Genomic DNA, 23,266 nt, shown 5'->3' with positions numbered 1-23,266 from the left:
TATTAGCCCTGTTGCCGACAATTCAGCCAAAATTTTCGGTTATAGAATCCGATCGATAATCGTTGATGCATCGTCGAAAACCACAAAATATATCAAGTAGCGACGGAAGCGATGAACGGCGACCCTAACAGTAACATTTCCCGCCCGCCCGGCATGTCGCGCCAGCGAAGCCGGCCATCACCGTAGACTTCATCGACCGCCTTTGCGATAGGCAGATCGTAATAGCCCATCGCTAAGTGGCGGGCCGTGCCATAGCTGACTGACGCCAACGCCCACGAATCCCAAAATCCTTCAACTCTTACTGCGAAGTTGATCGCTCCGTCTTGACGCCGGCTGGGGTAGGCTATGGCGCTGACATTTGGGTTTTTATTAAATACGCACAATGCTACATGCGACGAGATCGCATAGTCATCGTGGCCGACTAGACAATCGAGCAGAAATGCGTCCGCAATTAGAAAGGACTGAGCTTCGGGTAAGGAGCAGCTGTTAAGAAAATTCGACAAGGCCGCGGAGGCTTCGCCGGCCAGAAGCCCGCGTCCTGTCCGCTGCACTTGCGCAAACTCACCAATCGGAGCCACACGAATACTTTTGCTAGCCTGAATGACGAACTCGGCCAGCACCGCCGGATCTCGCGCTATGCGAGCCTCGTTTAGCGCCGTGTCGCGCCGGTCCGCGAGGTACAGAACCTCGTAGCCCTCGGGATTCGCTCGTCCAAGCTGGGCAGGTACACCCTTACGCCAAATCAACTCATCGACATGGGTAGGAACGACACCAGGATCGAGCTTGCGGCACCGCCTATAACGCCAACCCGGTCCCCATTCCATATTTAGCGTCGGATGCACCCGAACCAAGCGTTCAATCGACGCTTGTTTCTCGGCTAAGGTCATTCCACCAAAGTCATTTACAAGATCGACGACCTCCGTCAGCGGCAATGGAGGAAAAGCTTCGGTGACGGTCTGAACCATTCCCCCGATATAAGCGGTTCACGGCCCGTGTGCCATTCGTAGCAGGCTGTCGCTTCTGCCACGCAGGTGATCGACGGGACATTGAGAGCCAATCTTTCGAGTACGCATCCGGCTAGGCCGGACCGGGCTCTATGCGTTGCGCGCACCAAGCCGCTGCGCGTCTCGGCCGAAGGTAACGATCCCTTACGCTGAGGCGGGAGCGTCGCTGGCGCGACAGGTTGTTTCTCTGGTCGGGGATGGCAGGGCTCCGCCCCAACACCCCCGCAAGAACAAAATCGGCCTCCCGGCTCTTCACTCGCTGCGCTAGCTGCAGAGCGGGCGATCCCCTCCGATTTTCTTCTTGCACCCCTTACCCGGCCTCGGCGATGGCCAGGGGCCATGCACAACGCATGCCCCCAAAACCAAAGGAGACCAGTATGTTGACCGTTACCATCCTCCCCCTGAAAGCTTTCCTCTACCGACGAGCTGAAGTCTCTGCGCGCCCTTCTGCTGGGCTCCGCCCCGCAACCCCCCGGTCAGTGCCAGTCGAGAGCTTCCTTGAGCATTCCGGCGGGTCTGAACCGCTCCCTTTGCCCTCCGCGTCGGGTCCCCTCGGAAGCGGTTAGGCGACCTTAGCTAGACGCGTCTGCTTTCGGGCAGGCACCTGATGTCAGCTCATGGCGCTTTGCCGACGAAGACTCGTTCATATCCGAGGCTTAAAGCGAGCGTCCATTCCTCCGAGTTTCGGATCACTACGATCCCTTGTGGAGCAGCGGAATGCGCCCTTGGCACTGGGCGCAGGATCGTATCAACTGCCTGTTCGCACTAAGCTAAAGCGCGTGTAAAATCAATGACTTGTACTGAATGAATGGCCGTGTTCGTGCTGGGTGAGAATCCTGGCGCCCCAGCCAAAATTTCGCGCAAGTCGCTGATCTGATTGCACCCGAGCGTTCGCTGCCCCTGCGGCGGTGCCGGCGCCACGCCGCGGTGACGCACGTGCCCGTCCCCGGGGGCAGGCGGTCTACGCTGCGTGCCGACGTCGACCGATCGCGGCGTCTCGGGATGTCGGCGCGTCGCGGATGGCTCGGGCCGCGCCATCGCCGATCCGGCCCCCGCCCGCGGGCGGGGAGAGGAGGGCCTGCCCCCCGTCCGATCGGGGCCGCTCTCGGGACAACGACCGTCCGGCGGGACCTTCAGAACCGCGCCGGCCCGACCGCCCGAGGATCCACCCGGCCGAGGCGCTCCAGCAGGTACTCGACTTCGTTCCGCGCGGTGGCGGTGAGCGCCTGCGACGGCTTGCGCTGCGCGTCCGAGGTGAAGATGCCCCGTCGCCGGAAGACGTATTTGCGCACGGCCAGGCCGAGGGGGCCCTGCTGCTGCTCGTAGCGCAGGTACGGCAGATGCGCGTCGAAGAGATCGTGCGCGGCGCCGCGCTCGCCCGCCGCCGCGAGGCGCACGACATCGACCAGCATCTCCGGGAAGGCGTAGCCGGTGTTGGCGCCGTCCGCGCCGCGCTCCACCTCGAAATCGAGGAAGAGGCCGCCGTTGCCGACGAGGATGCCGATGCGGCGCATCGTGCCGTCCCGCTCGAACCCCCGCAGCGCCGAGATCTTCTCCAGGCCCGGCCAGTCCTCGTGCTTCAGCATCGCGCAGGACGGGATCTCGGTGACGATCCGCCGGATCACCGCCGGGGTCATCTGGACGGAGAAGGTCAGCGGGTAGTCCTGCAGGACGAACGGCACGTCCGGGCCGATGGCCTCGGCGGCGTTGCGGAAGTAGGCGACCACCTGATCGTCGGTGCGCAGGGTGTTCGGCGGGGCGATCATCACCCCGGCCGCGCCGATCTCCATGACCTCCCGCGTCAGCGCGCGCATGGCGGCGAAGCCCGGCGCCGACACCCCGACGATCACCGGAAGCGCCGTCCGGCCGATCACCCGCCGAGCGATCGCGACGCCCTCCGCGTGGTCGAGCTTGGGTGCCTCCCCGAGCTGCCCGAGGATCGTGAGGCCGTCCACGCCGGCCCCGACGAAATAGTCCGTCATCCGGTCGAGCGACGCCTCGTCGACCCGGCCGTCCTCGTGGAAGGGGGTGGGCGCGATCGGCACGACGCCGCGGAGCTGGCTCAGGCGTTCCATCAGGGGCGATTCCTCCGCGATCCGTCGATTCTGGCGCGTCGCCTCCCGCTCGTCCAGAACGGTGGTGGGGGCCGCGCCGGGGGTGGCCTCAGCTGCCGCGGTAGGTCGCGTAGCTCCACGGGGTGACGACCAGGGGGACGTGGTAGCGCCCGCCCGGATCGGACACACCGAACCGGACGGGGACGACATCGAGGAACGGCGGCTCCGCCCCCTCCCCCACCGCCTTGTCCGCCCCCGCGAAGTAGGCGCCGACATGGAACAGCAGCTCGTAGGTGCCGGCAGTCAGGGCGGTTCCCTCGAGCAGGGGGCCGTCGGTGCGGCCGTCGGCATTGGTGCGTGCGAAGGCGACGGGCTCCGCCGTCCCGTCGGCGGCGAGGCGGCGCAGCTCGATGGCGACCCCGGCGGCGGGCCGGCCCGATGCGGTGTCGAGGACGTGTGTCGAGAGATGGCCCATGGCGACGATCCTCCGGGATTCGGGCGCCCGCGGGCCCCGCCGGCCGCTGGGGCGGGGGGCGACCGGGACGCCGGAGACGAGCACGCGGCCCTCCCCCCGCGCAACCGGAAAAGGGGAGGCCCCGCCGGGGGCAGGCCGGCGCGGCAGCGTTCCTCGCAGGACGACCCCGCCCGCCCGGGGGGGCGTGCGCCGCGACAGCCGCGCCCATGTCGCGCGCTTCGGCCCGGCCATCCGCGGCCCGGCCGTCTTGACCCACGCGATGCCGCCGCACAACGTCACCGACATGCCGCCCGGGGCGCGGGACGCGCCCGCCCGGCGGCTGGCCCCGCGGTGAGCGCCCGGGCGGCCCACCATCCCGCCGCAGACGAGGGGACGACCGCCATGATCGCCATCGCCGCACTGAACGGGTTGCCCCAGGACGCGTTCGTGTCCCTCCTCGGCGAGGTCTACGAGCACTCGCCCTGGGTCGCCGAGGCCGCGGCCGGGCGCCGGCCCTTCGCCACCCGGGCGGATCTGCACGCCGCGATGGAGGCGGCGGTGGCCGGCGCGGACCGGGGGCGGCGGCTCGCCCTGCTGCGCGCCCATCCGGAGCTCGCCGGGCGCGCCGCGATCCAGGGCGACCTCACCGCGCACTCGAAGAGCGAGCAAAGCGGCAGCGGCCTCCTCGACGCCCCCGCCGCATCCGTGGAGCGGCTGCAGGCGCTCAACCGGGCCTATGCGGATCGCTTCGGCTTCCCGTTCATCATCGCCGTCCGGGGCCTCGACCGGGACGCGATCCTCGCCCGCCTGGAGGCGCGCCTCCGGAACGGGCCAGAGGCGGAGGAGGCCGAGGCCCTGCGACAGGTCGGGCGGATCGCGGCCCTGCGCCTGGAGGCCCTGGTCGAGGGCTGACCGGGCGGGCCGCCCCCGCCCGCCGCGGGGCGCCGGTCCCGACCGGGGGGCGCGGTGGATTTCGCCGGCCGCCCCATTGGCGGAACGGGGCGGTCCTCATACAGTCATCCACATGAATCCCCGCCCTGCCCCCGAGCCCGACCTCCGCCTGCCGCTCTATCAGCGGCTGAGGGACGAGATCGCCTCCCAGATCGCCCGCAAGGCGTGGCGGTCGGGCGAGCCGATCCCCACCGAGGCGGAGCTGGCGGCGACGCATCGCGTGGCGGTGGGCACGGTGCGCAAGGCGATCGACGCCCTCGTCGCCGACGGCCTAGTGGAGCGGCAGCAGGGCCGCGGCACCTTCGTGCGGCGGCCGCGCTTCGACCGGTCCCTGTTCCGGTTCTTCCGGCACCTCGGCCCGGACGGGACCCAGGCCGTCCCCGAGGGGCGGATCCTGCTGCGGGAGGCGCGGCCCGCCCCCGGGCCGGTGCGCGAGGCCCTGGGCCTGGGGGCCCGGGCCGAGGCGGTCCACCTGATGCGAAGCCGCCTCCTGGACGGACGCCCCATCCTGTCCGAGGAGATCTGGCTCCCCGCGGCGCGGTTCGCGGCCCTGCTGGAGGCACCCCTGACGGAGATCGGCGACCTGCTCTACCCGGCCTACGAACGCCTGTGCGGCGAGATCGTCGCCCGGGCGGAGGAGACGCTGACGGTCGGCGCGGCGAACGCCGCCGACGCGGAGGGCCTGGGCATGGCGGAGGGCGCCCCGGTGGTCGTCATCGAGCGCCTCGCCTTCGGCTTCGACAACCGCCCCGTCGAATGGCGCCTGACCCGCGGCGCCGCCACCGACTTCCGTTACCGCATCGACATCCGGTGAGGGCCTCCGCGCCTTGACGCCTGGGCCGGATCGTGCTCCCTTATTCATATAAATGACTAGTCCTCTTAAGGGGACGGAGGAAAGCCCGTGTTCCGCTGGTACCGTGAGATCGGTCCGGCCGAGCGTCGCACCTTCTGGGCCTGTCTGGGCGGATGGTCGCTCGACGCCCTGGACGTGCAGATGTTCAGCCTCGCGATCCCCGCCCTCATCGCCACCTTCGGGCTGAGCCGCGCGGATGCGGGGCTCATCGGCACGGTCACCCTGTGCACGGCGGCCCTCGGGGGCTGGGCCGGCGGCGTCCTGGCGGACCGGATCGGCCGGGTCCGGGCGCTGCAGGCCACGGTGCTCTGGTTCGCGGCGTTCACCTTCCTGGCGGCCTTCGCGCAGAGCTTCCCCCAGCTCCTCGCCCTCAAGGCGCTCCAGGGGCTCGGCTTCGGCGCCGAGTGGGCGGCCGGGGCCGTCCTGATGGCGGAGGCGATCCGGCCCGGCCACCGCGGCCGGGCGCTCGGGGCGGTGCAGGGCGGCTGGGCGATCGGCTGGGGCGGCGCCCTGCTGCTCTCGACGGCGGCCTTCTCCATCCTGGGGCAGGAGACCGCGTGGCGCGTCCTGTTCGCCTTCGGCCTCGCCCCGGCCCTCCTCGTCCTGTTCATCCGCCGCTCGGTCCCGGAGCCGCACAGGTCGGCGGCCATCCCTGCGCCGGCGCGCCCGTTCGCGATCTTCTCGCCCGGCCTGCGACGGGCCACGGTGATCGGGACGCTGCTCGGCCTGGGGGCCCATGGCGGCTTCCACGCCCTGTTCACGTGGCTGCCGGCCTATCTCAGCCTCGAGCGCGGCACCTCGGTCCTCGGCACCGGCCTCTCCCTCGCGGTCATCATCGCCGCCTTCGGCCTCGGCTGCCTCGCGGCCGGCGGCCTCGTGGACCGCCTCGGCCGCCGGCAGACGGTGGCGCTGTTCGCCGCATCCTGCATGGCGTTGGTGGTCCTCTACCTGCTGGTGCCGGTGGACGGCACGGTGCTCCTCCTCCTCGGCGCCCCCCTCGGTTTCTGCGCGGCCGGAATCCCGGCGAGCCTCGCGGCCCTGTTCAGCGAACTCTTCCCCACCGGCCTGCGGGGGACCGGGATGGGCTTCTGCTACAATGCCGGCCGCCTCGGCTCGGCCGTCCTGCCCCTCGGCGTCGGCCTCCTCAGCGAGGTCTGCGGGCTCGGCCCGGCGATCGGCCTGTCCGCCCTCGCCGCCTACGGGCTCGTCCTCCTGGCCGTCGCGCTCCTGCCCGGCCAGGGCGGCGGCGCGCTGCGCCCCCATACCGCGAGTTGATCCGATGAACCGGCGCACCTTCTGCCGCGACATGATCGCGGGCGGCCTCGCCCTCGCCCTGCCCCACCGGAGCCGCGCGGCCGGGGACGAGGCCGGCCCGGCGCGGGTGGACACCCACGCCCACGTCTTCACCCGCGCCCTCACCCTCGCGGGCGAGCGGCGCTACGCCCCCGACTACGACGCGAGCATCGCCGACTACCTCGCCATGCTGGACCGGAACGGCATGACCCACGGGGTGCTGATCCAGCCGAGCTTCCTCGGCACCGACAACGGCTACATGGTCTCGGGCCTGCGCCGGGAGCCCCGGCGGCTGAGGGGCATCGCGGTGCTGGCGCCGGAGGCGGAGGCCGGGGCGATGCGCGACCTGGCCGAGGCCGGCGTGGTCGGCCTGCGCCTCAACCTGATCGGCCGGCCGGACCCGGCCTTCGCCACCCCCGTCTGGCGGGCCCATCTGGCGCGGGTGAGGGACCTGGGCTGGCAGATCGAGGTCCAGGCCGAGGCCCGGCGGCTCGCCGGCCTCCTGCCGCCGCTGATCGAAGCGGGTGTGCCCGTGGTGGTCGATCACTTCGGCCGCATCGACCCCGCCCTCGGCCTCGCCGATCCGGGCCTCGCCGCGCTCCTCGGCTTCGGCCCCGGGGGCCGCGTCTGGGTGAAGCTGTCCGGCGCCTACCGCAACGGCGGCGGCGAGGCGGGCGGGCAGACCGCCCTTGAGGCGGCCGGGCGCCTGCGGGCCGCCTTCGGGGCGGAGCGCCTGCTCTGGGGCAGCGACTGGCCGCACACCCAGTTCGAGACGACGGCCAGCCCCGCCGGGGCCCTGCACGATCTCGACGCCTGGGTTCCGGACGCGGCCGAGCGCCGGATCGTCCTGGGGCGGACGCCCCTGCAGCTTTTCCGCTTCGACCGGTAACAGGGCCGCCCGGCCCCGGCGCTTCCGATTCCAGACGAGGACAGGACCATGGCGACACCCACCACGCCCCCCGCGACACCCGCGGCCGCGTTCGAGGCCCGGACCATGCGCAAGGTCGGGCTCCGGCTGATCCCGTTCCTCGTGCTCTGCTACTTCATCGCCTATGTCGACCGGGTGAATGTCGGCTTCGCGGCGCTGACCATGAACCGCGACCTCGGCCTCTCCACCGCGGCCTTCGGCCTGGGCGGGGGCCTGTTCTTCGTGGCCTACGTCCTGTTCGAGGTGCCGAGCAACCTCGCCATGGAGCGGGTCGGCGCCCGGATCTGGATCGCCCGGATCATGATCACCTGGGGGCTCGTGGGCATCGGCTCGGCCTTCGTCACCGGGCCGGTGAGCTTCGCCGCCGCCCGCTTCCTGCTGGGCGCGGCGGAGGCCGGGTTCTTCCCCGGCGTGATCCTCTACCTGACCTACTGGTTCCCGAAGGCCTACCGGGCGCGGATCGTGGCGATGTTCATGGTCGCGATCCCGCTCTCCAGCTTCTTCGGCTCGCCGCTCTCGGCCGCCCTGCTCACCCTCGACGGGGCGGCCTCCCTGCGCGGCTGGCAATGGCTGCTGATCATGGAGGCCGTGCCGGCGATCCTGCTCGGCCTCGGCGCCCTCGTCCTCCTGCCGAGCCGGCCGGCGGAGGCGGCGTTCCTCCGTCCGGAGGAGCGGGCTTGGCTGGCCGGGCGCCTCGATGGGGAGCGGCTCGCCGCCGAGGCCGCGAGCCCCCACCGCGCCCACGGCCTCGCCGCGGTGCGGTCGGTGCTCACCAACGGCCAGGTCTGGCTGCTGGCCGTGATCTATGCGGGCAGTTCCGCCACCAGCAACACCCTGTCCCTGTGGATGCCGCAGATCCTCAAGGGCTTCGGCCTCACCAACCTGGAGACCGGGCTGCTGAACATGATCCCCTTCGGCATCGCCTCGGTGTTCATGATCTTCTGGGGCCTGCGGGCGGACCGCAGCGGCGAGCGGATCTGGAGCACGGCCCTGCCGCTCGCCCTCACCTCCCTCAGCTTCGCCCTGACGCTGCTCACCGGTTCGCTCACGGTGACGCTGGTGCTGCTCTCGCTGGTCCTGCTCGGCAACTACGCCATCAAGGGGCCGTTCTTCGCCCTGGCCACCGAGACGCTTCCGCCGGCCGAGACCGCGGCGGGCATCGCCGCCATCAACACCATGGCCCATCTCGAGACGGGGGCGATCACCTCGCTGATCGGCCTCCTGCGGGAGCAGACCGGCAGCTTCCCCGTCGCCCTGCTGCCGCTCTGCGCCCTCACGGGCCTCGGCTGCGCCCTGGTCTTCCTGATCGGCCGGCGCCAGGCCCGGGGGCCGGCGGCGCGGGCCGGGGCGCTGGCCGCCCGCACCTGAGGGCGGCCCCCGCCGGGCTTGACGGGGGCGAAGACCGGCCCCGATAAGGGCGTTCACCGGGTTCTCGGAAATCGAACGGCGACGGGGCGGGCCGTGACGGGGTGGGCCATGCCGCAGGGGCTTGCGACGCCGTCGATCCTGAACCGCCTGGACCTCAAGACCCTGCGCCTGTTCGTGGCGATCTGCGAGGACGGGACGCTGAACGGCGCCGCCCGCCGGGCCGCCATCGCCCCCTCCGCGGTCAGCAAGCGCCTCGCCGAACTGGAGCGGGCGCTGGGCTGCGCCTTGCTCGTGCGGGAGCCCAAGGGCATGCGCCCGACGCCCGCCGGCGAGACGCTCCTGCACCACACCCGCCGGATGCTGGCCAGCGCCGAGCAGATCAGCCTCGAACTCGCCGAGCACGCCCGCGGGGTGCGCGGCTTCGTCCGGGTGCTCGCGAACCTCTCCGCCATCGTCCAGTTCCTGCCGGAGGACCTGCAGGCCTTCCTCGCGGCGCAGGGGGGAATCGGGATCGACCTGGAGGAGCGCCCGAGCACGGGGGTCGTGGCCGGCATCGAGGAGGGCGCGGCCGACCTCGGCATCTGCGCCGGGGGCACCGACACCCGCTCCCTCGACGCCTACCCCTATCGCCGCGACCGCCTCGTCCTCGTCGTGCCCGCCGGCCATCCCCTGGCCGGCCGGGGCTCCGTCGCCCTCGCCGACACCCTCGACCACGACCATGTCGGCCTGCACCGGGAAAGCTCGATCTACGCCACCCTGCGCGACGAGGCCCGCCGCCTGGGCCGGCCCCTGAAGCTGCGGATCCACGTGCCGAGCTTCGACGCGATCTGCCGGATGGCGCAGGCGGGGATGGGGCTCGGCGTCGTGCCGGAGCGGGTCCACGCCCTCCTCGGCCCGCAGATGCACGTGGTCGCCGTGCCCCTCACCGATCCCTGGGCCTCCCGCACCCTGACCCTCGTCGTCCGCCCCGGCGCCCTCACCCCCGCCCCGGCCCTGCTCTTCGCCCACCTGCGGGCGGCGGGGTGAGAAGGACCCCTCCCCGTCATGGCGGGCGCAGCGAAGCGATGACCGAAACTGGCGGCCTGCGTTCTCTCCCCGCGAACGCAGGCTGACGCATCGCGTTTAGGCCGTCGGCGCGCGATGAATTATTATGCCTTCAAAATCAACGGAGGGAGCGCTCATGCCAAGCTCAACCACAGCTCCGGCCCAGGGTCCGCTCAGCGGGATCCGGGTCCTCGAACTCGGCCAGCTGATCGCCGCGCCGTTCGCCACCAAGATCCTCGGCGAGTTCGGCGCCGAGGTCATCAAGGTGGAGCCGCCGAACGACGGCGACCCCCTGCGGAAGTGGCGCAAGATGCACGAGGGCACCTCGCTCTGGTGGTACCTGCAGTCCCGCAACAAGAAGTCGATCGCGATCAACCTGAAGTCGCCGGACGGCCTCGCCGTGGTCAAGGACCTCGTGCGCAGCGCCGACGTGGTGGTGGAAAACTTCCGCCCCGGCGGCCTGGAGAAGCTCGGCCTCGGCTGGGACGTGCTCTCGGCCCTGAACCCGAAGCTCGTGATGGTCCGCATCTCCGGCTACGGTCAGACCGGCCCCTACCGCGACCGGCCGGGCTTCGGTGCCATCGGCGAGTCGATGGGCGGCATCCGCTTCACCACCGGCAGCCCGGACAGCCCCCCCGCCCGGGTCGGCGTGAGCATCGGTGACACGCTGGCCTCGCTGCACGGGGTGATCGGCGCCCTGATGGCGCTGCTGCACGTCAAGACCGGCGGCGGCGCGGGACAGGTGATCGACGTGTCGCTCGTGGAGAGCGTGTTCAACGTCATGGAGAGCCTCGTCCCCGAATACGACCTGCTGGGCGAGGTCCGCACCCGCACCGGCGGGGCGCTGCCGGGCATCACCCCCTCCAACACTTACCCCACCAAGGATGGCGGCTTCGTCGTCATCGCCGGCAACTCGGACCCGATCTTCCGGCGCCTGATGACCGCCATCGGCCGCCCGGACCTCGCCGAGGACCCGGCCCTGCGTGGCAACGACGGCCGCAGCGCCGTGGCCGCGATGCTCGACGGGGTGATCGCCGACTGGACGAGGACGCGCACCGTGGACGAGGCGCTGCAGGCCCTCGACGCGGCCGACGTGCCGGCGGGCCGGATCTACTCGGTGGCCGACATCGTGGCCGACCCGCACTACGCCGCCCGGGACATGATCCTGGAGGCGGAGCTGCCCGGCGGCACCAAGGTGAAGATGCCGGGCATCGTGCCCAAGCTCTCCGGCACGCCGGGTTCGGTGCGCTGGCAGGGGCCGGCGCTGGGCGCCCATACCGACGCCGTCCTGGCCAATCTCGGCCGCGACCCCGAGACCATCGAACGCCTGCGCCGCGAGGGAGCCGTCCAATGACCGGGAGCGCCATGCTGATCCAGGAGGTCGCCACCCGCGACGGGTTCCAGATCGAGGCCGCCTTCGTGGAGACGGCGGACAAGATCGCCCTGATCGACGCCCTCTCGGCCGCGGGCTTCTCCCGCATCGAGGTGTCGTCCTTCGTCTCGCCCAAGGCCGTGCCGGCCCTGCGCGACGCCGCCGAGGTCTTCGCCGGCATCCGCCGCCGGCCCGGCACGGTCTACGTGGCCCTGGTGCCGAACCCCAAGGGCGCCGAGCGGGCGCTCGCCGCCGGGGTCGATGAGGTCAACCTCGTCGCCTCGGTGAGCGAGACCCACAACCGCGCCAACATGGGCATGACGCCCGCCGCCTCGATCGAGGGCTTCGGCCGGATCATGGAGGCGGTGAAGGGGTCGGGCGTCTCCACCAACGCCACCGTCGCCACCGCCTTCGGCTGCCCGTTCGAGGGCGAACAGCCGGCGGACAAGGTGATGGCGCAGGTGGAGCGCTACCTCGCGCTGGGCATCGAGGGGGTGACGCTCGCCGACACCACCGGCATGGCCAACCCCCGGCAGGTGGAGGCGCTGGTCGCGCGGGCGCTGACCCTCGTGCCGGCCTCGAAGCTGACGCTCCACTTCCACAACACGCGCGGCCTCGGCCTCGCCAACGTGCTCGCCGCCTACGGGGCGGGCGCGCGCCGGTTCGATGCGGCGCTGGGCGGGCTCGGAGGCTGCCCCTTCGCGCCGGGCGCCACGGGCAACATCTGCACCGAGGACCTCGCCAGCATGGCCCACGAGATGGGGATCGAGACGGGCCTCGACCTCGAAGGCCTGATCGGCCTCTCCCGCGACCTGCCGCGCCTCGTCGGCCACGACGTGCCCGGCCAGGTCGCCAAGGCCGGTCGCCCCTGCGACCTGCACCCGGTGCCGCAGGCCGCCTGACGTCCCGTCATGCCTGTGGGGATCGTCGCTGAATCCGGGCGAGGTCCGACACCCTCGCCGTCTTCGCCCGCGAGGACGGGGTGGCAGACGGCGACGGTCATGGACGCCCCAGTTCGCACCGATCCCCGCCAGGGAGAGTGAGAGCGCGATCGAGGTTTGACGGACGCCGCTGCGGCGAACCGCAAGAACCCTTCCCCGGACGTCGCCACGAGAAGCGGTGCCGGATGCCCGAAGTCTTGGAGGAAACGAAATGAGCGCCGTCACCACCAGCCCGCTCGCGGGCGCGGCCGAAGTCACCGAGAGCAGCGTGGTCCGCAAGGCCGCGTGGCGGCTGATGCCGCTGATCATGGTCTGCTACATGTTCGCGTTCTTCGACCGCATCAACATCAGCTTCGCCAAGTTCCAGCTCCAGAGCGACCTCGGCTTCAGCAACGTCGCCTACGGGCTCGGGGCGAGCATGTTCGTGGTGGGCTACGTGATCTTCGAGGTGCCCTCCAACCTGTTCCTCTACAAGGTCGGGGCGCGGCGCTGGATCGCCCGGATCATGATCTCCTGGGGCATCGCCACGGCGATGATGGTGTTCATCAGCACCGAGTGGCACTTCTACGTGCTGCGCTTCATCATCGGCGCCATGGAGGCGGGCTTCGCGCCGGGCATCCTGTACTACCTGACCCTGTGGTTCCCGGCCTCGTTCCGGGGCCGCGTGACCTCGTTCATGTTCGTTGCCTCGGCCTTCTCCGGCATCTTCGGCGCGCCGGTGGCGGGCCTGATCCTCGGCGGCCTCAACGGCACGGCGGGGCTCGCCGGCTGGCAGTGGCTGTTCCTGGCCGGCGGCCTGCCCTGCCTCGTCCTCGGCGTGCTGGTGTTCCTGCGCCTCGACGACAGGATCGCGGACGCCCGTTGGCTGACGCAGGCGGAGAAGGACCTCCTGGCCTCGAAGATCGCCCACCACAACCGCGACATCGGCGACCACTCCCTCTGGGGCGCGATCAGGCAGCCGGGCTTCCTCCTCATCGCCCTCGTGTACTTCCTCCTGCAGATCGGGTCCTACGGGCTGAACTTCTGGGGGCCGGACCTGATCAAGACCGCCACCGGCGGGACGGCGGCCTCGGTCGGCTTCCTCACCGCGATCCCCTACATCTGCGGCGCCATCAGCATGATCGTGATCGGGCGCCTGTCCGACGCCTCGGGGGAGCGGCCGAAATTCGTCGCCGGCCTCGCCGTCGCGGCGGCCCTCGGCTTCTTCGCCGCCGGCCTGTTCGACAAGCAGATCGTGCCGCTGATGATCGCCCTGGCGCTGGTCGGCTCCGGCATCGTCGCCTCGATCCCGACCTTCTGGACCCTGCCGGCCAAGCTCGTCACCGGCGTCGGCGCGGCGGGCGGCATCGCGCTCATCAACACCCTCGGCCAGTTCGGCGGCATCGTCAGCCCGGTGGCGGTGGGCTGGGTGAAGGACCTGACCGGGTCCACCACCCCGGCCCTCTACGGCATCGGCACCCTGTGCCTCGTCGCGGCGGCCCTGCTCGTCTTCGCGACGCCCGCGAGCCTCCGGCGGAACGACCGGGAGGCCTGAGCCCCCGGCGTTCGGCCGCCCCCTCCCTCCCCCGCGGAGGGGGAGCGGGCAGGCCCTCACGCCGCGTAGCGGGCCACCGCGAGGTCGTCCCCGGCGATCTCCGGGGTCCTGCCGGTCACGAGGTCGGCGAGCAGGCGGCCGGAGCCGCAGGCCATGGTCCAGCCCAGCGTCCCGTGGCCGGTGTTGGTGAACAGGTTCGCCACCCGCGTCGGCCCGACCACGGGCGTGCCGTCCGGCGTCATCGGCCGCAGGCCGGTCCAGAAGGTCGCCCGGGTGAGGTCGCCCCCCGCGGGGAAGAGGTCGGTGACCGAGCGGGCCAGGGTCTCCCGGCGGGGCTCGCGTAGGAGGCTGCTGAAGCCCGCGAGCTCGGCCGTGCCGCCGACGCGGATGCGATCCCCGAGGCGGGTGATGCCGACCTTGTAGGTCTCGTCCATGATCGTGGAGACCGGCGCGGCCTCCGGGTCGGTGACCGGCAGGGTCAGGGAGTAGCCCTTCACCGGATAGACCGGCACGTCGATCCCCAGCGGCCGCAGCAGGGCCGGGGTGTAGCTCCCCAGCGCCGCCACGTAGGCGTCCGCCCGGAGCCGTTCGCCCCCGGTCGTCTCGACCTCGCTCACCCGGCCGCCCGCGTGGTGGAGGCGGGCGATGGAGACGCCGTAGCGGAAGGTCACGCCGAGCCCCTCGCAGAGGACGGCGAGGGCCTTGGTGAACAGGTGGGCGTCGCCGGTCTCGTCGCCGGGCAGGCGCAGGCCGCCGACGAACACGCCGCCGACCCGGGCCAGCGCCGGCTCGGCGGCGATGCAGCCCGCCGGGTCGAGCACCTCGTAGGGCACCCCGTAGGCGTCGAGGACGCGGGTGTCGTCGCCCACATGGTCGAGCTGCTTCTGCGTCCGGAACAGCTGGAGCGTGCCCTTCTCCCGGTGGTCGTAGGCGATGCCGGTCTCCGCCCTCAGGTCGCGCAGGACGTCGCGGCTGTATTCCGCCAGCCGCACCATCCGCCCCTTGTTGCGGGCGTAGGCGTCCTCGGTGCAGTTGGCGAGCATCCGCGCCAGCCAGCCGTAGAGGCGCGGCTCCAGGCGCGGCCAGAGGACCAGGGGGCGGTGGCGCATCATCAGCCACTTCAGCGCCTTCACCGGGACGCCCGGCGCCGCCCAGGGGGCCGAGTAGCCGGGCGAGACCTGCCCCGCATTGGCGAAGCTGGTTTCCAGCCCCGCCCCCGGCTGGCGCTCCAGCACCGTCACCCGGTGACCGGCCTTGGCGAGGTAATAGGCCGAGGTGACGCCGACGACGCCGCCCCCGAGGATCATGACGTGCATGGCGCGGCTCAGGCTCCGAGGTAGCTGCGGTGGAAGCGGTGGCCGAGGCGCGTCAGCACCTCGTAGCCGATGGTGCCGGCGGAGGCGGCGAGGGCGTCGATGTCCTGATCGGGCCCGAGGAGGTCCACGAGGGAGCCCGGCCCGATGGCGCCGGCCGGCAGGTCGGTGGCGTCGAGGACGAGGCTGTCCATCGACACCCGCCCCACCACCGGCAGGCGGTGTCCCGCGCACCATGCCGCCCCGGCCCCGGCCCCGGCGCTGCGGGGGAACCCGTCCGCGTAGCCGACGGCCACCGTGGCGAGGCGGCTGTCCCGGGCGAGCACGGCCGCGTGGCCGTAGCCCACCGCCCTCCCCGCCGGGACGGCGCGCAGCTGCATCACCCGCGCCCGCAGGCCCACCACCGGCCGCAGCGGGTTCGGGAGGCCCGCCTGCGGCGCGATCCCGTAGAGGGCGGCGCCGGGGCGGACCATGTCGAAATGGAAGCCGGGCCCGAGGAAGATCCCCGACGAGGCCGCGAGGCTCGCCGGCACCTGCGGCAGGCGGGCGCGCACCGCCGCGAAGGCCGCCCACTGCGCCGCGTTGGCGGGGTGGTCCGGCGTGTCGGCGCAGGCGAGGTGGCTCATCACCAGGCGGAGGGAAAGGCCCCCGAAGGCGTCCGCCGCGTCGAGGAGGGCCGACAGCTCCGCCGGATCGAAGCCGAACCGTGCCATGCCGGAATCGACTTGGAGGATCGCGGGCAGGCGCCGCCCGAGCCGCGAGGCGAGGTCCCGCCAAGCCCGGAGCTGGGCGCGGTCGTTCAGGACGGGGACGAGGTCGCAGGCGGCGCAGGCGCCCTCGCTGCCGGGCGTCGTCCCGTTGAGCACGCCGATCACCGGGCCGCCCCCGAGGATGGCGCGCAGGGCGACCCCCTCCCCCACCTGGGCCACGAAGAAGTGCCCGCAGCCCGCCGCCGCCAGGGCCGGCGCGACCCGCCCGGCGCCGAGCCCGTAGGCATCCGCCTTCACCACGGCGGCGCAGGCCGCCGTCCCGGCCCGGCCGGCGAGGAGGCGGTAGTTCTCCACCAGGGCGGACAGATCGACCGTCAGGAACGAGGCGGCGGTGCCGGTTTCCTGCCGGATGTCCCGATCGAGAATGCCCATGCCCGAACCCCCGCGGCGTCGAGGGACAAGCTACAGGCAGGATCGCCGAATTTCCCGCGGATCTGCGGAAGGTGTTTGCGTTCGAAGCGTGGCAGTGCAAAATCCTTCGACGATTCCGCATGTCCTTCGACGGACCGCCATGGACGACATCGACCGCCGGATCCTTCAGGCCCTCCGGGCCGACGGGCGCATCAGCAATGCCGACCTCGCCGCGGCGGTGGGCCTGTCGGCCTCGGCCTGCCACCGCCGGGTCCGGGTGCTGGAGGAGGCGGGCATCATCCGGGGCTACACCGCGATCATCGGCGGCGTCACCGACGCCCCGGGGCTCGTGGTGCTCACGCAGTTCACCCTCGACCGGCAGACGGAGGACTACCTCAACCGGTTCGAGGCGGCGGTGCGGCGCTGCCCCGAGGTGCAGGATTGCTACCTGATGACCGGCTCGGCCGACTATCTGGTGAAGATCAAGATCGCCGACGCGGCCGATTACGAGCGGCTGCACAAGGAGGTGCTGTCGCGCCTGCCGGGGGTCGCCCGGCTGCAATCGAGCTTCGCCATCAGGACCGTCGTGGCCGGGGGGCGGACCCCGTGACCGGCCCCGCCTGCGACCTGCGCCTCCTGCGCGCCACCCTCGCCGACGGGCGGAGCGCCGCCATCGACGTCACGGGGGGCAGGATCGCCGCCCTCCACCCGCCGGGCGCGCCGATGCCGGGGGCCGGGCGGGTGATCGACCTCGCCGGGGCCCTGGTGCTGCCCGGCCTCGCGGACGCGCATGTCCACCTCGACAAGTGCCTGCTCGGCCTGGGCTGGCGACCGCACCGGGCGCAGCCCTCCGTCCTCGCGCGGATCGAGGACGAGAAGGCGTTCCGCCGGGGGGGCCGCACCCCCCTCGCCGAGCAGGGCGCCGTGGCCCTGCTGGAGCGGATGCTGCGCGGGGGCACCACCAGCCTGCGGACCCATGTCGACATCGACGACGTGACCGGCCTCGACCACCTCGCCCAGATCCTCGACCTGCGGGCGCAATGGTCCGGCCGGGTGCAGATCCAGATCGTCGCCTTCCCGCAGAGCGGGATCCTGCGCTGCCCGCCGGTGGCGGGGTATCTGGACGAGGCCCTGCGGATGGGGGCCGACCTCGTGGGCGGCCTCGATCCGGTCGGCATCGACGGCGACCGGGACGGGTCCCTCGGCACGGTCTTCGCCCTGGCGGAGCGGCACGGACGCGGCATCGACATCCACCTCCACGACGGGGGCGAGGCCGGGCTCGGGGAGATCGAGTCGATCATCGCCCGCACCCGCGCCGCGGGCCTCGGCGGGCGGGTCGCGATCAGCCACGCCTTCGCCCTGGCCGATGCCGACGACCTGCGCCTCGGCCGGGTGGCGGAATCCCTGGCGGGTGCCGGGATCACCCTCGTCAGCAGCGTGCCCGGCGGGCGGCGATGCCCGCCGCTGCCGCGCCTGCGGGACCTCGGCGTCGCCGTCTGCCTCGGCACCGACAACGTGCGCGACTGCTGGAACCCGTCCTCGGTCACGGGCATGGTCGAGCGGGCGATGCTCGCCGCCCACCGGTTCGATCTGCGGGGCGACGGGGAGATCGCCGGGCTCCTCGACACCATCGCCGGGGTGCCGGCCCGGGCGCTCGGCCTCGGCCCCGGCGCGGTGGCGCCGGGCCTGCGGGCCGACCTCGCCGTCTTCGAGGCGGCCTGCCTGCCGGAGGTGATCGTGGAGCGGTGCCGGCCCTCCCTCGTTATGGCCCGGGGCGCGGTCGTCCTGGACCGGGGGGTGTCCCCGGCGGCCTAGGGCCGTTCCGACGAGGCCGGCCGGCGGATCGCGCGAGGGGGGACGGGCCATGGGGATGATCGCGATCGTCGGGGCCGGGATGGCGGGGCTCGCCTGCGCCCGGGCCCTGGAGGATGCCGGCCACCGGACGGCCCTGTTCGACAAGGGCCGCAAGGCGGGGGGCCGAATGTCCTGCCGGGAGGGCACCTCGCCCGCCGGCCCGGTCGCCTTCGATCACGGCGCCCAGTACATGACGGGCCGCGATCCCGCCTTCCTCGCGCAGCTGGCCGCGTGGCGGGCCGCCGGGCTGGTGGCGCCCTGGCCGGCGGCCGGCCCGGAGGCGTGGGTCGGCGTGCCGGGCATGAACGCGCCGCTCCTGGCCCTGGGCCGGGATCTGCCCGTCCGCTGGGGGACGCGGGTGGAGGCCCTCGTCCGGGAGGAGGCGGGCTGGCGGCTCACCGGCGAGGGACTCGACGAGGGCGGGTTCCGGGCGGTCCTGACCGCCATCCCCGCCGAGCAGACGGCCACGCTGCTGCGCGACTGCGCCCCCGACTTCGCCGGGATCGCCGGGCGGACGCCCTCCGCCCCATGCTGGACCGCCATGGCGGCGTTCCCGGCGCGGCTGCCCATCGGCGGGGACGTGCTGCGGACGGAGGGCGCGGTCGCCTGGGCCGCGCGCAACTCCGCCAAGCCGGACCGCCCGGCGACGGAGGCCTGGGTGATCCAGGCGAGCCCGGGCTGGTCCCGCACCCACCTCGAACGGGAGGCGCCCCCCGTGGCCGACGCCCTCCTGGCGGAGTTCTTCGCGGCGGCGGGCATCGCCGCCACTGCGCCGTCGGCGCTGACGGCGCACCGCTGGCGCTACGCGAAATCGGGGGCGGCCGAGCGCGCCACGATGTGGGACCCGGAGCGCGGCATCGGCGCCTGCGGCGACTGGCTCACCGGGCCCCGGGTGGAGAATGCGTGGCTCTCCGGCCGTCGCCTGGCGGAGGCGGTGGCGGGGTCGGTGGGCTGAGCCCCGTCAGGGTCTGGCCAGGACGAGCCCCGGCAGCACCAGCGCCAGCCTCAGGCCGGCGCCGTCCTGCTCGCGCTCCATCGAGGCCTCGAGCTGGCGCAGCGACATCTCCACCAGCAGGGAGCCGAAGCCCCGGCCCGGGCTCGGCCCGGCGGTGCGGGCCGTGCGCTCGCTCCAGGTGAGGGTGAGGCCGTCCTCCACCCGCTCCCAGGTCACGGAGAGGGCGCCGTCGTCGGAGCCGAGCGCCCCGTACTTCACGGAGTTCGTGGCCCATTCGTGCAGGATCATCGCCAGCGACGAGACGTGCCGCCAGTCGATGGAGACGAGGGGGCCGTCGATCGCCGTGGGGACGTGGTCGCGGTAGGGCCGCAGGGTCGCGTTGACGAGGCCCGCGAGGTCGCTCGCCCCCTGCCCGCCGCTCGGGTCGGCGAGGGAATGCGCCCGGCCCAGCGCCGAGATGCGGTCGCGCATGTCGGAGGCGAAGACGCCGATGTCCCGGTGGGTGCGCGAGCCCGCCGAGATCATGCCGCCGATGATGGCGAAGAGGTTCTTCACCCGGTGGTTCATCTCCCGCAGCATCAGGTCGCGGGTCTCGGCCAGGGCGTATTCGGGCGAGACGTCGATGCAGACGCCCACCACCCGCTTGCTGTCGCCGCTGCGGGTCAGGCGGCCGTAGCTGCGCACGTGCCGGGAGGCGTGCTTGCCCGTCCGCACGCGCAGGCGGGTCTCGAACTCGTCGAGGCCGTGCGCCACCTCGGCCAGGGCGGCATTCAGGCCGTCGCGGTCCTCCGGGAACACCCGGGCGGCGAAGGTCTCGGCGGCGTGGGGCGTGTCGGGGGCGAGCCCGAACATCGCCCCCGCCGTGCTGTCGAACATGATGCTCGCCGAGTCCGGGCTGTATTCCCACACGCCGATCCCCCCGGCCTTGACCGCGAGGTCCAGCCGCTCCCGCTCGGCGGCGAGCTGGCGCTCCAGGGCGAGGGCGTCGGTGATGTCGGTGAGGACCAGGGTGGCGCCGTCGATGCTGCCGTTCTGCAGGCGGTAGGGCAGCACCCTGAGGGACAGGGTCCGGTCCCCGTCGCGGGTGACGATGCGGCGCTGCACCGCCGCGCCGCCCGCGCAGATCTCCGCGGCGTCGCGCAGGTAGTCCTGGCTCGCGAGGCGGCTCGACACGTCGGCGAGGGGCCGCCCCCGGTCGCCCGGCTGGAGGGGGAAGATCGCCGTCGCGGCGGAGGTGAAGCTGCGCACCCGCAGGTCGCGGTCGAGGACGATCACCCCGAGGTCGGTCGATTCGAAGAAGTTGCGCAGGTCGGCGTTGGCGACGGTCAGCTGCTCGACCTTGGTCTTCAGCTCGTCGTTGACGGTGGACAGCTCCTCGTTGGTCGATTGGAGCTCCTCGTTCATCGACATCATTTCTTCGTTGGAGCTCTTCAGCTCCTCGTTGGTGGTCTCCAGCTCCTCGACGGTGGAGCGCAGCTTGTAGCGGGTGCGCAGCAGCTCCTCTTCCAGGGCCTCGACGTGGTCGCCGCCGGCATCCATCTCCATCAGGTCGAGGTCGTCGGCCGGCTGGAAGGCGCCGACGTCCCGCAGGATCAGCAGCATCGAGCCGTCCGGCAGGGGGTCGCAGACCACCTCCACCTTCTGGACCCCGTATTCCGATTGGACGCTCACATCCCGCACCACCACGCGCTTGCGCACGTCGCGGGTCTGGCGCAGCAGCGGGCCGAGCACGTCGCGCAGGCCCGGCCGGGCGAGGGTGATGGCGCTGGTGCCCCCGGTCCGGCTGACGGGAAAATCGAAGTAGCGGCTGAGCCGCCCGTAGGCGGCGATGATGCCGCCGTCCTCGTTCAGGACCATGCTCGGCGGGGCGTAGCGCTCCACCATCCGCCGCACGGCGACGGTCTCGTCGGAGATCGAGGGCTCGCCCCGGCGCTCCTGGCGTTCGCCGCGCGGGCTCTCCCCCCGGCGGGCGCTGCCGGGCAGGTCGATCGGGTATTTCGGGGCGCCGGGCGGGCGCTCGAACAGGCGCGCGTGCGCGTCGATGGCCGGGAAGAGCTGCTCGAAGCGGGTGACGCTCTCGGAGGGGCCGAGGAACAGGTACCCGCCCGGCCGCACCGCGTAGTGGAACAGGGGCACCACCGATTGCTGCAGCCGGTCATCGAAATAGATCAGCAGGTTGCGGCAGGAGACGAGGTCGACCCGGGAGAAGGGCGGATCCTTCACGAGGCTGTGGCTGGAGAAGCGGATCAGGTCGCGGATCTCGGGCCCGACGGTGAAGCGCTCGGCGTGGAGCACCACGTAGCGGTCGCGCAGGGCGGGCGGGATGTCCGCGAGGGCGGCAACCGGATAGGCCGCCTCCCGGGCGATCTGGAGCATCCGCTCGTCGATGTCGGTGGCGAAGATCTGGACGGCGCAGGGCACGTCGAGCCGCCGGGCGGCGTCGGCGAACAGCATGGCGATGGTGTAGGCCTCCTCGCCGCTGGAGCAGCCCGGGATCCAGACACGGATGTCCTCGTCCGGGTTGCGGGTGCGCAGCAGGGGCTCGATCGCCCGCACGCGCAGCACCTCGAACATCTCGGCGTCGCGGAAGAAGCGGGTGACGTTGATGAGCAGGTCCCGGAACAGGGCCTCGCACTCGTCCTTGTCGGCCCGGACGCGGGCGAGGTACGCCCGGCCCGAATCGAGGCCGAGGACGTGCATGCGCCGCTCCACCCGGCGCACCAGCGTGGTCCGCTTGTAGCCCGCGAAATCGTGGCCGACGGCGGCGCGGATGACCCGGCACAGGTCGTCCACGTGGTTGCTCACGTGGTCCGCCTGCGCCCCGTCCCCGGCGGCCCGGCGCCGGAAGAAGGCGGCGAGGCAGTCGACGATCTCCCCCGGCGGCTGCACGAAGTCCACGAGCCCCGTCCCCACGGCGGAGAGGGGCATGCCGTCGTAGCGGGCCGAATCCGGCTGCTGCACGACGCAGACGCCCCCGTTCTCCTTCACCGCCCGCAGGCCCGTGGTGCCGTCCGCCCCCGTGCCCGAGAGGATCACGCAGGCGGCGTTGGCCTGCTGATCGACGGCGAGGGAGAGGAAGAAGTCGTCGATGGGCCGGCGCAGCCCCCGCGGCTGCACGAAGGTGGTGAGTTCGAGGACGCCGTTCTGGATGGCGAGCCCCCGGCCGGGGGGGATGATGAAGACCGTGTCGCGCGCGATCCGCTCCCCGCCCTCGCATTGCCGCACGGCCAGCTCGGTGTGCCGGTCGAGGAGCTGGGCCAGCATGCTCTCGTGGTTGGGGTCGAGGTGCTGGACGACGACGAAGGCCATGCCGGTGGGGAGGCGGGCGCGGGCCAGCATCTCCCGCAGGGCCTCCAGGCCCCCGGCCGACGCGCCGATCCCCACGACGGGGCCGCTGAAGGGGGCGGGCACGGTCCGCTCGGGTCCGTCCAGGACCTCGGAGGCGCCCCCCGCGGCGTCGTCAAGGAAATCCTGGTGCATCGAGATCCGCGAGGGTGAGCTTCGCCTGCGCCACGGTGGCGAGGGAATTGGCGATCGTCATGAGCGAGCCCTCGATGACGATGCCGCTCTCGGCCAGGGCAGGGCCGAGCCGGGAGATGGTCTGTCCCAGCTCCGCATCGTAGGCAGAAAGCAGCTCCGGTTGCGAGCGGCTGACATCGAATTGAGATGCGAAAAGAAAGCGCACCTCCCCCGATAGGGACTTCAACTTGGACATATAAAGAAGGTTCACGAACGGACGTCCGTCCTTGCGGAAATTGAGGATCGTCGTCCGCACGGAGGCTTGGCGTCCGCCCTCCAGGAAGGCGCGGATCTTGGCGCGCGGCTGCTCGTTCGCGGCGTCGCGCTGGAGCATGCGGCAGTTGCGGCCGAGAACATCCTTGTCCTCGTAGCCGGTGAGGGCCCGGAACGGCTCGTTCACCAGCAGGAGGGGGTTGTCCTCGGTGATGTCGGCCAGCGCCAGGGCGATGTTCGAGGCCTCGAAGTAGCGCTGGAGTTCGGCCGGGATGTCTTGCCTGTGCACGGTCGTTCCCCCCTCGCCACCGCCCAGTCGCCCCGCGCGTCCGCGGCTCCGATGCGCCGTCGGGCGACGGTCGGCCTGCCCCGCCGCTGCGGGCGGGGCACGCGGACGGGCGCCGTCATGCGAGCGCCCCCCGGATATGGCAAGCGCCGCCGCATCTGCCAGCCCGGGCGGGAGCGCCCTGCCTCCCCCATGACGCCGGGGCGGGG

General features: G+C 72.2%; 20 protein-coding genes. 13 read left to right on the top strand and 7 right to left on the bottom strand.

What is annotated here, in order from left to right:
• Positions 1-92: 92 nt before the first annotated feature.
• The 3 genes from MKK53_RS07855 to uraH form a co-directional block, all read right to left on the bottom strand.
• Complete coding sequence (locus tag MKK53_RS07855; protein WP_243928139.1) at positions 93-965, bottom strand: RES domain-containing protein; 873 nt, start codon at positions 963-965, stop codon at positions 93-95.
• Between the two features lie 1,172 nt (positions 966-2,137).
• Positions 2,138-3,079, bottom strand: coding sequence for a dihydrodipicolinate synthase family protein (locus tag MKK53_RS07850; protein WP_243928138.1), 942 nt, complete (start codon positions 3,077-3,079; stop codon positions 2,138-2,140).
• 88 nt (positions 3,080-3,167) lie between these two features.
• A complete protein-coding gene (uraH, locus tag MKK53_RS07845) occupies positions 3,168-3,533 on the bottom strand; it encodes a hydroxyisourate hydrolase (protein ID WP_243928137.1) in 366 nt (121 codons plus the stop codon).
• Between the two features lie 184 nt (positions 3,534-3,717).
• Between uraH and MKK53_RS07840 the strand changes: the two genes are divergently transcribed.
• The 10 genes from MKK53_RS07840 to MKK53_RS07795 all read left to right on the top strand — a co-directional run bounded on the left by MKK53_RS07840 (position 3,718) and on the right by MKK53_RS07795 (position 13,796).
• On the top strand, positions 3,718-3,867 hold the full coding sequence (locus tag MKK53_RS07840; protein ID WP_243928136.1) for a hypothetical protein: 150 nt from the start codon (positions 3,718-3,720) through the stop codon (positions 3,865-3,867).
• Positions 3,868-3,914: 47 nt separating this feature from the next.
• Positions 3,915-4,424 carry a 2-oxo-4-hydroxy-4-carboxy-5-ureidoimidazoline decarboxylase gene (gene uraD, locus MKK53_RS07835; RefSeq protein ID WP_243928135.1) on the top strand — a complete coding sequence of 170 codons (510 nt, stop codon included), beginning with the start codon at positions 3,915-3,917 and terminating at the stop codon, positions 4,422-4,424.
• Between the two features lie 112 nt (positions 4,425-4,536).
• A complete protein-coding gene (locus tag MKK53_RS07830) occupies positions 4,537-5,277 on the top strand; it encodes a GntR family transcriptional regulator (protein ID WP_243928134.1) in 741 nt (246 codons plus the stop codon).
• Between the two features lie 87 nt (positions 5,278-5,364).
• Positions 5,365-6,591: an MFS transporter gene (locus tag MKK53_RS07825; RefSeq protein WP_243928133.1), complete on the top strand. Its 1,227-nt coding sequence runs from the start codon at positions 5,365-5,367 to the stop codon at positions 6,589-6,591.
• A gap of 4 nt (positions 6,592-6,595) precedes the next feature.
• Entirely contained in the window at positions 6,596-7,498 is a 903-nt protein-coding gene (locus MKK53_RS07820) for an amidohydrolase family protein (RefSeq protein ID WP_243928132.1), read from the top strand.
• Positions 7,499-7,546: 48 nt separating this feature from the next.
• Positions 7,547-8,905 (top strand): MFS transporter, encoded by a 1,359-nt coding sequence (locus MKK53_RS07815; RefSeq protein ID WP_243928131.1) that lies wholly within the window; start codon positions 7,547-7,549, stop codon positions 8,903-8,905.
• Positions 8,906-9,013: 108 nt separating this feature from the next.
• Positions 9,014-9,931 (top strand): LysR family transcriptional regulator, encoded by a 918-nt coding sequence (locus tag MKK53_RS07810; protein ID WP_243928130.1) that lies wholly within the window; start codon positions 9,014-9,016, stop codon positions 9,929-9,931.
• A gap of 154 nt (positions 9,932-10,085) precedes the next feature.
• Positions 10,086-11,303 (top strand): CaiB/BaiF CoA transferase family protein, encoded by a 1,218-nt coding sequence (locus MKK53_RS07805; protein ID WP_243928129.1) that lies wholly within the window; start codon positions 10,086-10,088, stop codon positions 11,301-11,303.
• Positions 11,300-12,223: a hydroxymethylglutaryl-CoA lyase gene (locus MKK53_RS07800; RefSeq protein WP_243928128.1), complete on the top strand. Its 924-nt coding sequence runs from the start codon at positions 11,300-11,302 to the stop codon at positions 12,221-12,223. The genes MKK53_RS07805 and MKK53_RS07800 overlap by 4 nt, the downstream gene beginning before the upstream one ends.
• A gap of 250 nt (positions 12,224-12,473) precedes the next feature.
• Positions 12,474-13,796, top strand: coding sequence for an MFS transporter (locus MKK53_RS07795; protein WP_243928127.1), 1,323 nt, complete (start codon positions 12,474-12,476; stop codon positions 13,794-13,796).
• A gap of 56 nt (positions 13,797-13,852) precedes the next feature.
• Here MKK53_RS07795 and MKK53_RS07790 read toward each other — a convergent pair whose 3' ends face one another.
• Both MKK53_RS07790 and alr read right to left on the bottom strand, forming a co-directional pair.
• Positions 13,853-15,112: a D-amino acid dehydrogenase gene (locus MKK53_RS07790; protein ID WP_243928126.1), complete on the bottom strand. Its 1,260-nt coding sequence runs from the start codon at positions 15,110-15,112 to the stop codon at positions 13,853-13,855.
• 8 nt (positions 15,113-15,120) lie between these two features.
• A complete protein-coding gene (alr, locus tag MKK53_RS07785; protein WP_243928125.1) occupies positions 15,121-16,251 on the bottom strand; it encodes an alanine racemase in 1,131 nt (376 codons plus the stop codon).
• A gap of 139 nt (positions 16,252-16,390) precedes the next feature.
• Here alr and MKK53_RS07780 point away from each other — a divergent pair, with 139 nt between their 5' ends.
• Genes MKK53_RS07780 through MKK53_RS07770 form a run of 3 tightly spaced genes read left to right on the top strand, consistent with a single transcriptional unit; the run spans position 16,391 to position 19,039 of the window.
• Positions 16,391-16,840, top strand: a complete 450-nt coding sequence (locus MKK53_RS07780; RefSeq protein ID WP_243928124.1) for an Lrp/AsnC family transcriptional regulator — start codon at positions 16,391-16,393, stop codon at positions 16,838-16,840.
• A complete protein-coding gene (locus tag MKK53_RS07775) occupies positions 16,837-18,045 on the top strand; it encodes an amidohydrolase (protein ID WP_243928123.1) in 1,209 nt (402 codons plus the stop codon). The genes MKK53_RS07780 and MKK53_RS07775 overlap by 4 nt, the downstream gene beginning before the upstream one ends.
• A gap of 55 nt (positions 18,046-18,100) precedes the next feature.
• Positions 18,101-19,039, top strand: a complete 939-nt coding sequence (locus tag MKK53_RS07770) for an NAD(P)/FAD-dependent oxidoreductase (protein WP_243928122.1) — start codon at positions 18,101-18,103, stop codon at positions 19,037-19,039.
• A 6-nt stretch (positions 19,040-19,045) separates the two neighbouring features.
• Here the strand turns inward: MKK53_RS07770 and MKK53_RS07765 are convergent, their stop codons facing one another.
• Both MKK53_RS07765 and MKK53_RS07760 read right to left on the bottom strand, forming a co-directional pair.
• Positions 19,046-22,519 (bottom strand): chemotaxis protein CheB, encoded by a 3,474-nt coding sequence (locus MKK53_RS07765; protein ID WP_243928121.1) that lies wholly within the window; start codon positions 22,517-22,519, stop codon positions 19,046-19,048.
• A complete protein-coding gene (locus MKK53_RS07760) occupies positions 22,500-23,060 on the bottom strand; it encodes a PAS domain-containing protein (RefSeq protein ID WP_243928120.1) in 561 nt (186 codons plus the stop codon). Before MKK53_RS07760 ends, MKK53_RS07765 begins: the two co-directional genes overlap by 20 nt.
• Positions 23,061-23,266: the final 206 nt, after the last annotated feature.

This window comes from Methylobacterium sp. J-076 (genome assembly GCF_022829405.1).
Taxonomy (GTDB): Bacteria; Pseudomonadota; Alphaproteobacteria; order Rhizobiales; family Beijerinckiaceae; genus Methylobacterium.
This window is presented reverse-complemented; position numbering and strand designations above follow the sequence as displayed.